This window comes from Candidatus Accumulibacter vicinus, assembly GCF_000584955.1.
GTDB lineage: Bacteria > Pseudomonadota > Gammaproteobacteria > Burkholderiales > Rhodocyclaceae > Accumulibacter > Accumulibacter vicinus.
In genome coordinates this window covers 8,951-21,248 of the sequence record NZ_JDSS02000019.1, presented here as the reverse complement: position 1 = coordinate 21,248, position 12,298 = coordinate 8,951, and the positions used below count along the sequence as shown (strand labels likewise).

Below are 12,298 nucleotides of genomic sequence, written 5' to 3'. Positions count from 1 at the left end.
CTGCCGGCGGTGCTGCGGCTGATCGGGCAGGGCGGCATCGCGGTCGGCCCGAAAACCGGCCTGCCGAGCAGTGCCGCAGTGGCGAAACTCGAATCGATCCTGCTCGGCGGCGACTGGTACCGGCCGGAAGACGACCTGGGTAGCCAGCGCTGGGCGGGCGGGGCGATCCGTCCGATTCGCCCCTTTGCCTGGCCGCTGCTGCTGCAGGTCGCGGGCCTGGCCAAGCTGGACGGCAGCAAGCTGGCACTGACCGCCCGCGGCAGCAAAGCTCTGTCGCAGCCGCTCGAAACGGTCGTCTCGCATCTGTTCGAGCGCTGGCAGGCGAAAGGGGCGCCGGACGAACTGCGCCGCGTGGACCTGATCAAGGGCCAGACCAGCCGATCGGCACAGCTCAGTGCCCTTGCCGATCGCCGTACGGTGATCGCTGAGGCCCTCAAGGATTGCTGTCCCGTCGGCCGCTGGATCTCCCTCGACGAGTTCTTCCGCCAGATGCGATTTCGCAACCACGATTTCGAGGTCACTTACAACGCCTGGGCCCTGTACTTTTCCGATCCGAACTACGGCAGCCTGGGCCACGAGGGCTTCGGGAGTTTCGAGATCCTGCAGGCGCGCTATATCCTTGCCTATCTCTTCGAGTATCTGGCCACGCTCGGCCTGCTCGACATCGCCTACACCAGCCCCTACCACGCCAGACCCGACTACAGCGAGGCCTGGGGAACCGACGACTTCCTTTTCCTGAGCCGTTACGATGGCCTGCGCTACGTTCGCCTCAATGCCCTCGGCGCTTTTTGCCTCGGATTGACCCCGGACTACCGACCGACCATCGAGAAGAAGCCGCCGCTACTGGCCACCGGGGCCGACCTCGGTCTGACCCTGCTGCGCGATCCGGAGCCTGCGGAGCGGCTGCTCCTCGAGCGAATCGCCCAGCCCTTGTCTGTCGATCGCTGGCGACTCGACCCGGATGCCCTGCTACGAGAGAGTGCCGATGCCGACGAGCGCGGGCGCATCCGCGACTTCCTCGATGCTGCGACCGTTGGCGAGCTGCCGGCGGAGTTTCGCCAATTGCTGGAGAGCGTCGGCGAACGCGCCACCGCTCTCGCCGACGCCGGATCGGCGCGTCTGATCCGCTGCAAGGACGCCGCCATTGCCGCGCTGCTCGCCTCCGACCCAGGCACCGCGCCGCACTGCATGCGTGCCGGTGACCGCCTGGTCTGTGTTCCCGATCCGAAGCTCGCGGCCTTCCGCAAGGGACTCGTCAGGCTCGGCCTGGTGCTGCCCGAGACTCCCATTGGCTGAGCTGCACGCGCGCTACGAGCGCCTGAGCCCCGACGAGCAACGCATCCTGCGGGTGTTGTCGGTGGTCTGCGAATCGGTCGGGCAGACCGTGCTGCAGCAGATCCTCGACGCCCTCGCCTGGCATGACCGGGCGGGCGCCCCACTGAGTCGCCTGCTGAACAAGACCCTGCGCGAGCAGCTGCTCAGCGACGGCTTGATCGATCTACCGAAGGGCGCTCTGTTCTGTCGTCCCGACCTGCGCGAAACACTGACCCGCGAGACCGTCACCGACGGAACCTTCGCGGCGATCGTCGAAGCTGCAGAGCGCTGCTTGCCGACGCCGATACGCAACTCCTGGGAGCAGACCGAATTGCGCCGCTTGCGGGTGTTGCGCAACGCGCTCTATGGCGGGCGCGCAGACGAGGTCTTGCAACAGCTCGGGATTGGCCCTGCCGCATCGCTGGCCCGGATCCCCTATCACCAGCTTCGACAATTGGCCGAGGTCTGCCTGTCCCAGCCGGACCCGGAATGGATCGCCGGCCTGGATCCCCGTCTCCAGATCCTGGCCCTCGCCCCGCTGTTGCACCAGGCGGCCCTGGATCTGGTTCCACAGCCGGATCACTACGTGCTGATGGAACGTCTGCTGACTCCCTTGGCCGCAACCCGCCCGGACGTTGCCGACGCCCTGGCCGAGCAGTACCTGCTGCGCGGCCGTCTGGATGCAGTGCAGGGGCTGCTGGCTGGCCGGAGCGACCCCGAGGCGCTGGCCCTGCAAGGCTGGCTGCACTTTCTTCAGGGCGATTACGCACAGACCATTGAGAGGATCGAGGCCGCCGAGCTGTCGGCGCGCAAGCGGAGCGGCAAGCGCAACGTCTATACGCCGCGCATCGCCGGTGCCCTCTATCTCATCGCCCTGCTGCACCGCGGCGGCAAGGCCGATTACGAACGGGTGCAGCGGCAGGTGAGCCTCTGTCTGCGGGCCAGCGTGACCGACCCCATCGAGCAAGGGTTCCGGGTGCTCGGCGACCTGGCCGCGGTGCTGGCCGGCCAACGCCCATTGGACGACGCCGTCTGGCTGCAGTCCAGCCTGAGCGTGCGCGGCGCATTTCCAAAACTACTCCGCTTCCTGGCACTGCACTGGCTTGGCGAGCGCCCGGCAGCGGACGCGCTGCAAGTCCTGGCGACCTGTGCCGAGCAGGCGGCGCAGGCCGGGATCGACTGGTATGCACACGAGGCCGTTGCCCTGCTGGTGGCCTTCGGCTTCGAGGGCGCGACCCCGACCCTTGCGGCGTTTGGCGATCCGCCCCCCGGCGTGGTCCTGATGACCGATCTGCTGGCCCCCAGGGCGGCCTGGGAGATCGCCCTCGATGCGCTCAAGGGGCTCGGCAGCCAGGCCGCCGATCCCGGCAGCGGTGCGCCCGGGACCGCCGATCTGCGCATGGTCTGGGTATTCGAACTGCACCAGAACGACGCCCTGCTCGAACCCCGCGAGCAGAAGCGCAGCAAGCGCGGCGGCTGGAGCCAGGGCCGGCCGGTGGCGCTGCAGCGGCTCGCCGAGACCCCCGAAGATTTTCCCTACCTGACGCCCCAGGACCGCGAGATCTGCGCCTGCATCGTCCGTGAGCAGGAAGCGAGCTGGCGCGGTGGCTACGCGCGGACCGTTTATCGGATCGACACCGAGCGCGCCCTGCTGGCCGCCGTCGGTCACCCCCTGGTCGTCCGCGACGCGACCACAGATACCCCGGTCGAACTGGTGCGGGCGCTGCCGACGCTGGCGGCAGTGCGGCGCAGCAAGGACTTTCTGGTCAGCATCGAGCCCTTCCCGGCCGAGGACCGGTCGCTGTTGCCGGTCGAGGAGACCCCGCAGCGCATCCGGCTGGTCCAGTTCGATGTCCGGCACCGGGAAATCGCCCGCATTCTCGGCCCGAAGGGCCTCAGCGTCCCCAAGGGCGCCGAGCCGCGCTTGCTCGCAGGGCTCACGGCGGTCGCGCCGCTGCTGACCGTCCATTCCGACATCGGCGGTGGCACCGGCGTCGCCGAGACGATCGTCGCCGACCCGCGCCCGCACCTGCACCTGAACGCTTTCGAGGGCGGCCTCGGCCTCGAGTGCTATGTGCACCCCGGTGGTGACGCCGGCCCGCAGTTCCGACCGGGGCAGGGGGGTGCGACCCTGTTCAGCGAGCGCGACGGCCGCACCCTGTGCTGCCCCCGCGACCTCCGAAGCGAGCTGGCTGCGGCCCGCGCGGTGATCCGCCAATGCCCGACGCTCGCCGGCAACGACGGCTGGAGCTGGCACCTTGACGACCTCGAGCAGGCCCTGAGCGCACTCGAAGAACTTCATCGCCTCGGCGATGCGGTCGTGCTCGACTGGCCGCAGGGCAAGCGCATCGGCCTTGGCAAGGAAACCCAGCTCAGTCAGATGCGCGTCACCCTCCGGCAGCAGGCCGACTGGCTGGCGATCGATGGCGAGCTGACCCTCGACGACGGGCGCGTGCTGGCGATGCGCGAGCTGCTCGACCGCGCGGCGGCCGCCCAGGGCCGCTTTGTCCGCCTCGGCGAAAACGATTATCTGATCCTCAGCCAGGCCCTCCGCCGGCGCCTCGACAAGCTGCGCGGACTGGTGGCCGACGACGGCTGCTTCCACCCCTTCGCGGCGCCGGCCATCGACGAGATCATCGATGGCATGGCAGTCGAGGCCGATCCGGCGTGGCGGACGCTGCTCGACCGGCTGGCTGCGTTGCAGGCCCTCGAACCGCCACTCCCCTCGACGCTGCAGGCCGAGCTGCGCGACTACCAGGCCGAGGGCTACCGCTGGCTCGCCCGCCTCGCCCACTGGGGCGCCGGCGCCTGTCTCGCCGACGACATGGGGCTTGGCAAGACGGTCGAGGCGCTGGCACTGATCGTGTCGCGGGCCGCGGCCGGTCCGACGCTGGTGCTGGCGCCGATGTCGGTCTGCGGCAACTGGATCGACGAAGCGCAGCGCTTCGCCCCGACGCTCAAGCCGCTGCGCTTCGGCGGCGCCGACCGCGCCGCGCTGCTCGAACAGGCCGGCCCCTTCGACCTCATCGTCTGCAGCTACGGCCTTCTGCAGAGCGAGGGCGAACGCCTCGCCGAGGTGCCGTGGCAGACCATCGTCGCCGACGAAGCGCAGGCGTTCAAGAACGCGCTCACCAAACGCTCGCAGGCGATGATGCGCCTGCGTGGCGCATTTCGCATGATCACCACCGGCACGCCGATCGAGAACCATCTCGGCGAGCTGTGGAACCTCTTCCGCTTCATCAATCCCGGCCTGCTCGGCTCGCTGGAGACCTTCAACCGGCGCTTCGCGATTCCCATCGAGCAGGCCAGGGACGCGAGCGCCCGGCAGCGGCTGCGCCAATTGCTGCGCCCCTTCATTCTGCGCCGCCTGAAGAGCGAGGTCTTGAGCGAGCTGCCCGCGCGCACCGAGATCACCCTGCAGATCGAGCTCAGCAGCGGCGAGAGGGCGCTCTACGAGGCTTTGCGCCAGCAGGCCATCGAACGCCTCGCAGAGGCCTCGGAGGTTCACCCCGGCCAGCAGCGCATGCAGCTCCTCGCCGAGATCATGCGTCTGCGTCGCGCCTGCTGTCATCCGCGGCTCGCGCTACCCGACAGCGACCTGCCGAGCGCCAAGCTCGAGGCCTTCGCCGAAATCGTCGACGAACTGCTCGACAACCGTCACAAGGCACTGGTCTTCAGTCAGTTTGTCGATCACCTCAAGCTCATCCGCAACCACCTCGATGCCCGTGGCATCCGCTACCAGTATCTCGACGGCTCGACCCCCGAGGCACAGCGCAGCGCCGCGGTCGCCGCCTTCCAGGCCGGTGAGGGAGAACTGTTCCTGATCAGTCTGCGCGCCGGCGGCGCCGGGCTCAACCTGACCGCTGCCGACTACGTCATCCACATGGACCCCTGGTGGAACCCCGCCGTCGAAGACCAGGCCTCCGACCGCGCCCACCGCATCGGCCAGGAGCGCCCGGTCACGATCTATCGCCTGGTCGCCCAGGACACCATCGAAGAGCGCATCCTGCAACTGCACGCCGGCAAGCGCGACTTGGCCGACGGGCTGCTCGCCGGCACCGAAGACGGCGGCAGGCTGAGCTACGCGGATATGCTGGCGCTGGTGCGGGGGAGCGAGTGGGCATAGACCTGATGCGTCATTCAGCCTGCCGTCTCTCGACTTCGTCCATCTTCTTGGCCAGTTCCTCGGGAGTGAGAATTCCCTTCTGAAAGAGAATGTTTGCGAAAGCGACGACCCAGCGTTCGTAATAGGTAAGCTTGCCGATCAGTTCCGCGCCGAGCGACTCAACGCCTCGGCGTTTTTCCTCCGTGCTGATAATCTTATGGAAATCGAGGACATCCGCCAGTGCGTGGCAACGCTTCTCCCAAGGCTCAAGTTCGTGGTCAATGCGTTCGATGCGATCCGCCGGCAAGCCGCCAATGTCATTCGGCAGTGTTTTCAGGAGGTGTTCGGTTTGGCTCATGAATCGATCCGGTGTTCAAGGTTGACTTTGACAACGCCAATCATCGCGTCACGGGTGACCATGGCGGCGAGTTGTTCCTCGGTAAAATCCTCGGTGCCTGCCGGACGCTGCGGCAATACCAGATAACGCTGGATCGCCGTCGAGTCGCTGACACGAATCTCGACATCTTCAGGAATCTCGGTCCCGAACTCGGACAAGACTTTCCGCGGTTCCCTGACGGCGCGGGCGCGGTATGGCCTGGCTTTATACCAGTCGGGCGGGAGGCCGAGCACCGGGCGCGGGTAACAGGAACAGAGCGTGCAAACGATGAGATTGTGAACCTTGTCGGTGTTCTCCAGTACGATGAGCTGAGTGTCGTCGTAGAAGCTGATGCCCAACTCTTCGCAGGCTGCACGGCCGTTGGTGAGCAGACGAGCCCGAAACCCAGGATCCACCCAGGCCCGCGCGACGACTTTGGCACCCAACGCAGGCGTGCGGGAGTCAAGCACTTCGATCTGTCGACGAATCTCGCCGGGAGCGATCAGTTTCTTTTCGATGAGCAGCTCCCGAATGGCAGTCTCCATGATTTCGTAATACCCGGGAGGCGCCTCGTCAGCCGCCGCAGGATGCGGATGGGAATGATCGTGGTCGTCCATATTCAGACCCTTTCCAGCCATGTTTCAAAGACTTCGATGCGCAGACTGTCCAGCAGGGATCCGGCATAGCCAGGCCACAAAGCGGTCAGCGGGATGGCCACGCGAAAATAATGGCCTTTGCAGCCCGCATTGCGCCCAAAACCTTCCTCCTCGTTGTTGACCGCGGGCGGCTCCATCACCGCGTCCACGGTGGCAAGCTTGCCCCGAATGTAAGCCGGCACGCGATAATGCCCGACGGGATAGCGAACCGAGATTCGGACACTGTCACCCGCCTTGAAAGCGGGTTCCTCACCCAGGGCTTTCACGACATTGAGCCCTGGCGCTGGGAATGGTATTGGCATGGACGCCTCGTTCAGAAAGGATAGGAAATGCAACTCTGCCATCAAAAGTATACGAGCCCCCCTCAACCGACGTCAATCTCGCCATACCAAACATACCAAACGGACACTTTCGCGAACGGCACGGTCTACGGACTGGCCGGCGCCGTGTGGTCCCAGTGAACATCCCTCATGCGTCCTTGCAAATCTTTCATCGCCCGCGATGGACCACTGAATAAGCTGTGTCCGGCAGCAACCGAATGAACATCTTGTGGATGGAGGAATCATCGATGAGCAGCAATTCCGTCGTAACGTACGAAAAACGCAATCAGGTCGCGTACCTGACCCTCAACCGTCCCGATGCGCTGAATGCGCTCAGTCTGGAGGTGCTGACCCGCCTTTCCGGGCTTCTGGAGGAAATCAGGAAGGATGACGCGATTCGGGCGGTGATCATCACCGGCGCCGGCAGCAAGGCCTTTTCCGCCGGCGCCGACATCAAGTACCTCAGCCAGTCGACGCCGATGAAGGTGCGCGAGTTCTCCCAGCTTGCCGTGACGGTGACGAACCAGATCGAAAATCTGGGCAAGGTGGTGGTCGCCGCGCTGAACGGTTACACGTTTGGCGGCGGTCTCGAGATTGCCGAAGCCTGCATGATCCGGGTCACCGTGAGGTCCGGCCGGCTGGGACACCCGGAGGTGAGCATCGGCGCAGTGGCCGGCTTTGGCGGGACGACACGTCTGGCGCGCCTCGTGGGGCGCGGCCGGGCCGCCGAGATGCTGTTGCGTGGCCGCAACGTGACGGCCGACGAGGCGCTGCAGATCGGCCTCGTGCAGTTCGTGGTCGACGATGACCGCCTGATGGCGGAGACGGAAGCGATCGTCGACGACATCCTCGCCAAGTCGCCCAGTGCGGTGCAGCTCACCTGGGAGGCCCTGCACCGCGGACTGAACATGACGCTGGAGGAATCCGCCTTGCTCGGTGCCGACTTCTTCGGGCTGGTGGCTTCCACGGAGGATTTCCGCATTGGCACCCAGGCCTTCGTAAACAAGGCCAGGAAGAATGGGAGATCCAACACCACCTCCGCAAGTGTTTCGGGCTCTGAGCTCTGACCGGCCCTGACAGCTGCTATGGCTGCGTAGTGGTCCGGCCGCTGTCCTTGTTCATGTTGTTCATGATCACGCCGGTGACCACGGCGCCCACGGCCGCGCCGACGAGAACGCTACCGACGTTGCTGCCGTCGTGGCGATCGTCGTCACCGTAGTACTCGCGATAGCGACCGGCGTAACCTTCCCTGCGGTAATCATAGCGGTCGCGCTGGTATTCACGGTGCTGCTGAACCACGGCGCCGGCAACAAAGGCGCGCCGATCGCGTTCATGCCGATCGAGATCCCGCACCATTTCTCGGCGCTCGATTCTCTTGCCGTCGTGCCGCCAGTGGTCTCCGGCCAGGACCTCGGCAGAGCCCAACGCCCCGGTGCCGAGCAAGGCCAAAATCACTCCCATGCAGGGAAGCGGTCTTGAGAGTTCCGATTTCATCATCTTCTTTCCTTGATCGGTGGTGGGGTTCAATGGATCTCCTTGACGATCTCAAGGAAAAGCTTGGGATCATTTCCTTTGCAGGCCTTGTAGATCTCGCCGACCAGCTGCGTGACGCCCGTCTGATTGAACGGATACCTCTTGGCGTCAATGCCGTCACGGCCGTTCAGGTAGCCATGCGTCCAGGCGACGAAAGCAAATGCCCGATCCTGCGCCCCCTTGAGCATCTTCGTGTCCTTGTTCAATTTCGGATCGGCCGCTGCGAAGACGTCCAGCAGGTTGCCGCAGGTGGTGGTTTCAAAGGGGATTCCCTGGGGTTTTTTGCTCTCGGCAGCGAAGACCGTCGACGAGGCGCAGAAGGCGAGCAAACAGCAGGCAGCAATTCTTATCTTCACGGTAACTCCTTTTCTGTTGGTCAGGTGACGGACATCGATCGAAGTCGAGACTTCCCGTCGAACCGAGTATACCGGACGCGTTCTTGTCCCGCAGCGTCGTCCGCCACTTAATCCCGATGATCTTGCCGTTGCTGCTGCGCCTTGATCAGGTACTGCATCAAGGAGGCCAAAATCTGGCCTAACAGCCAGTTTGCCACAGCGGCTCCCATTGCCCGGGCATTGGCGGAATAATTGTGGCCTGTCTCTTGCGAGATTCCCCACCGGCGCGATTAGCACGCTGTCAGGATCTGTCCGGAGTCGTCATCGTAATGCGAGACGTCGTTGAACAAACACAAGCGGGCGCGTACCTCGCTCGTGAAGTCGAGAATGCTCAGTGCTGCGGGACTTTGCTCAAGGCGGTCGCGATAGCCGCGCATGTCGAAGCCAAGCAGGCTACTGATCAGCAGGCGGTTGGTTCCCTTGTGGGATACCAACAGGACCGTGCGGTGGCGATGCCGCTCGATGATGGCGCGAATGGTGGGCAACGCACGGTTGAGTACATTGACACCGGATTCTCCGCCCAGGGGAGCGATGGCGAAAGGATCCTCCTGCCAGATGGCGTATTCGGCCTGAAACGTGCTCTCGACCTCCGCTCGACATAGCCCCTCCCAGTGGCCATAATCGATTTCGCGTAGCCCGGGCTCGGCGATCGGCTCCAGACCGTGGGGAAGCGCCAGAGTGCGGGCGGTTTCCATGGTGCGCTGTAGTGGACTGGCGTAGACGGCATCCAGCTTCTTTCGTTTCAGCCGCTCCGCCAGGTATGCCACCTGTTTGCGGCCTGCGTCGGAGAGGGGCACATCAGAGGAACCAGCGAACCGGTCTTCGGCGGTGAGATCGGTGGCTCCGTGGCGCACCAGGTAGATTCTGGTCGGCATTCAAGTTGTCCAGTATTCGTTTTCTCCGGGTAGGTTACCCGTCCAGCGCTCTGCGCGTGGCGTCACCACCGGCGCTCGTGAATTCGGATGGGTTTACGCCACGCCATGAGCGCCGCCCCTGTCAGGACGACGACGACCGCACCGAGCAGGATGCACGGTCGCCTGAGGCAGGAGTTCGCTCACTTCCGTACCCTCTCAATTCCAGGGTGTCCATGCGTCGGGTAACGCGAACGGATCGTTGCCACCGCCTGGGCGATGACCGGATCAACTTCGTCCTCCTCGCAGAACGAACCTTGCATGTCTTGCAGAAGACCGTCTTCCAACCCATAGATCCAGGCGTGCAACATCAGTGGCTGGCGGCGCTTCCATGCGTCGCCGACGAGTGTGGTGCGGGCGACATTGCGTACCTGCTCGATTACGTTCAGTTCGCACAAGGCGCGCCAGCGAGTCGTGTTGTCCGGTAGCGCCGCCAGGAAATCGATGTGCCGATCGCGCACATCCTGAATGTGGCGCAACCAGTTGTCGATCAATCCCAGGGACGAACCTTCCAGAGCCGCCCGGACACCGCCGCAGCCGTAGTGACCGCAAACGATGATGTGGCGGACCTTGAGCACATCGATGGCGTACTGCATCACCGACAAGCAGTTGAGATCCGTATGAACCACGACGTTGGCAATATTTCGATGCACGAACACTTCACCCGGCTTCAGGCCGGTGATCTGGTTTGCCGGCACCCGACTATCCGAACACCCTATCCACAAGTAGGCTGGATCCTGCAAACCGGCCAGTTTGGAAAAAAAGCCGGGGTCGGACGTTTGCATGTCTTCAGCCCAGCGGGCATTGGCGACAAACAGTTCAGGCAGGTATTTCATGCTGGAGTCTTTCAATAAAGTGGGTGCGTGCTGGATCCTCAGCGCCCTAGCACGGTACCAGACCTCGGCCGCCGGCAGGTCGAGCGTGCGCCTGAAAAAGCGCCAGACTGCCTCTGCCACTTTTTTCCACCGTGCGCAGTTTACCTTGCCGGCTCGGCAAATGAAATGGCTAATGGCTAAGCGTGAGCACAGCAAGCGCCTGGGCCACGGTCCTCTGATCGTGCGCAAAAACTACGGTGGAAAAACCCGCCGGCAGCGCGTCGCTCGACCATGTCGGCGCGGTCAGGTCGCCCGATACTCGTCGATGATGTCAGCCATCGTGATCCGGCGCCCGAAGTAGCCGACGTTTTCCTCCAGCCCTTCGGCGCGCAGCATGTCACGCACTGCCGCATGCGCCGCCACCAGGCGCAGGCCAATCCCGGCGGCCTTGAGTTCCGCATGCAGCTTGGCCAGCATTCGCGCCCCGGCGAGATCGACAATCGGTGACGTCGACAGATCGCATACCACGAGGCTCAGCGGCTCGGCGGTCGAGCGGATTGCTTGCCACACCGTATCACGCACATGCTCGACGTTGAAGTAAAGCAGCGACGCCTCGACGCGAAACATCAGCACACCCGGAACAGCCTCGTTGTCCGGGTTGCGCGCGATGTCGGAGTAACTCCGCGTTCCCGGGATGTGGCCGAGGAAGGCCACATGCGGGTGCGCCGCGCGCCGTATGAGCAACAACATCGACACGAGCACGGCCACGATCACGCCCTTGAGGATGCCGAGCAGCAGCACGCCGCCGAAGGCGACCATCGAGACACCGAATTCGAAGCGGCTTACCCGCCACATATGGCGAAGTTCGCCGACGTTGATCAATCCCTTGACGGCAACCAGCACGATTGCCGCGAGAACCACGTTCGGCAGGTTGCTCAGCAAACCGGTCAGGTACATCAGGCACAGACCGATCGTGAGCGAAGCGAAAACGAGGGCGAGCGGCGTCCTGGCGCCGGCCTTGTCGTTCACCGAGGACTGCGACAGACCACCGGCCACCGGGTAGGCCTGGAAGAACCCCGCTGCCAGATTCGCGGCACCCAGACCGAGGAGTTCCTGCCGCGCATCGATCTCGTAACCGTTCGCCTGTGCCAGGGCACGGGCGGCGGAAACGCTTTCCACATAGGCCAGCAACAGGCACGCGAACGCCAGGGGGATCACCCCGTCCACGTCGCGCACGCGCAAATCCGGCAGCTTGAAGTCGGGCAACCCCTGCGGCAGCGCGCCGACGACCTTGAAGCCGAGATCAGCCAGCGGCGTCACCGACATCACGATGATCGAGATCACCACGACGAACAGTGCAACCGGACGGCCGGGCAGGAATCTCTCCCCCAGGAGCAGTACCGCCAAGGCGGCCAGGCCGAAAGCCAGCACGGCGAGGTTGGTATCGGGAATCTGGCCGCCAAGCGCAACGACCGACCCGAAGAAACCATGCCCGCCGCCCTTGACGCCGAACAGCTTCGGCAACTGAGTCATGGCGATCGTCAGCGCTGCACCGGCCTTGAAGCCGACCAGGATGGTTTCGCTGATGAAGTTGACCAGCGAACTCAAACGGAACAGCCACGCCAGCATGCACATGGCGGCGATGACCACCGCCGTCAGCGCCGCAATCGACGCCCAGCGTGCGGGATCGCCCTCCGCCATTCCCGCAACCGTGACTCCGACCAGCATCGAGATCGCCGAGGTAGGTCCGATCGCCAGTTGGCGCGAGGAGCCGAACAGGGCATAGAACAGACCCCCGACCAGATAGCAGTAAATGCCGTATTGCGGCGGCAGGCCGGCGAGCGAGGCGTAGGCGAGCGAGACCGGGATGCCG

The 12,298-nt window shown here is 64.5% G+C and carries 11 protein-coding genes; 3 read left to right on the top strand and 8 right to left on the bottom strand.

What is annotated here, in order from left to right; genetic code table 11:
• Both CAPSK01_RS06475 and CAPSK01_RS06470 read left to right on the top strand, forming a co-directional pair.
• The coding region (locus CAPSK01_RS06475; RefSeq protein WP_034924158.1) for a hypothetical protein at window positions 1–1,296 on the top strand (1,296 nt) is incomplete at its 5' end.
• Complete coding sequence (locus CAPSK01_RS06470; protein ID WP_034924155.1) at window positions 1,289–5,440, top strand: DEAD/DEAH box helicase; 4,152 nt, start codon at window positions 1,289–1,291, stop codon at window positions 5,438–5,440. The genes CAPSK01_RS06475 and CAPSK01_RS06470, both read left to right, overlap by 8 nt.
• A 10-nt stretch (window positions 5,441–5,450) precedes the next feature.
• Here the strand turns inward: CAPSK01_RS06470 and CAPSK01_RS06465 are convergent, their stop codons facing one another.
• The 3 genes from CAPSK01_RS06465 to CAPSK01_RS06455 are packed head-to-tail and all read right to left on the bottom strand — an operon-like array spanning window position 5,451 to window position 6,753.
• Entirely contained in the window at window positions 5,451–5,777 is a 327-nt protein-coding gene (locus tag CAPSK01_RS06465; protein ID WP_034924152.1) for an SH3-like domain-containing protein, read from the bottom strand.
• Window positions 5,774–6,412: a nitrile hydratase subunit alpha gene (gene nthA / locus CAPSK01_RS06460; protein WP_273703209.1), complete on the bottom strand. Its 639-nt coding sequence runs from the start codon at window positions 6,410–6,412 to the stop codon at window positions 5,774–5,776. The genes CAPSK01_RS06465 and nthA overlap by 4 nt, the downstream gene beginning before the upstream one ends.
• Before the next feature lie 2 nt (window positions 6,413–6,414).
• Window positions 6,415–6,753 carry an SH3-like domain-containing protein gene (locus tag CAPSK01_RS06455; RefSeq protein WP_034924823.1) on the bottom strand — a complete coding sequence of 113 codons (339 nt, stop codon included), beginning with the start codon at window positions 6,751–6,753 and terminating at the stop codon, window positions 6,415–6,417.
• 266 nt (window positions 6,754–7,019) lie between these two features.
• On the opposite strand from CAPSK01_RS06455, the gene CAPSK01_RS06450 reads away from it, so the two are divergent.
• Entirely contained in the window at window positions 7,020–7,838 is an 819-nt protein-coding gene (locus tag CAPSK01_RS06450) for an enoyl-CoA hydratase-related protein (protein WP_273703208.1), read from the top strand.
• Window positions 7,839–7,854: 16 nt separating this feature from the next.
• Here the strand turns inward: CAPSK01_RS06450 and CAPSK01_RS06445 are convergent, their stop codons facing one another.
• The 5 genes from CAPSK01_RS06445 to CAPSK01_RS06425 form a co-directional block, all read right to left on the bottom strand.
• Window positions 7,855–8,268 (bottom strand): hypothetical protein, encoded by a 414-nt coding sequence (locus CAPSK01_RS06445; protein ID WP_273703207.1) that lies wholly within the window; start codon window positions 8,266–8,268, stop codon window positions 7,855–7,857.
• A 26-nt stretch (window positions 8,269–8,294) separates the two neighbouring features.
• Window positions 8,295–8,660, bottom strand: coding sequence for a hypothetical protein (locus CAPSK01_RS06440; protein WP_034924142.1), 366 nt, complete (start codon window positions 8,658–8,660; stop codon window positions 8,295–8,297).
• Window positions 8,661–8,929: 269 nt separating this feature from the next.
• Window positions 8,930–9,574 (bottom strand): histidine phosphatase family protein, encoded by a 645-nt coding sequence (locus tag CAPSK01_RS06435; RefSeq protein ID WP_034924139.1) that lies wholly within the window; start codon window positions 9,572–9,574, stop codon window positions 8,930–8,932.
• Window positions 9,575–9,753: 179 nt separating this feature from the next.
• A complete protein-coding gene (can, locus tag CAPSK01_RS06430; protein WP_273703206.1) occupies window positions 9,754–10,446 on the bottom strand; it encodes a carbonate dehydratase in 693 nt (230 codons plus the stop codon).
• A 282-nt stretch (window positions 10,447–10,728) separates the two neighbouring features.
• Window positions 10,729–12,298 (bottom strand): SulP family inorganic anion transporter (locus CAPSK01_RS06425; protein ID WP_034924136.1); only part of this gene is annotated, 1,570 nt, incomplete at its 5' end.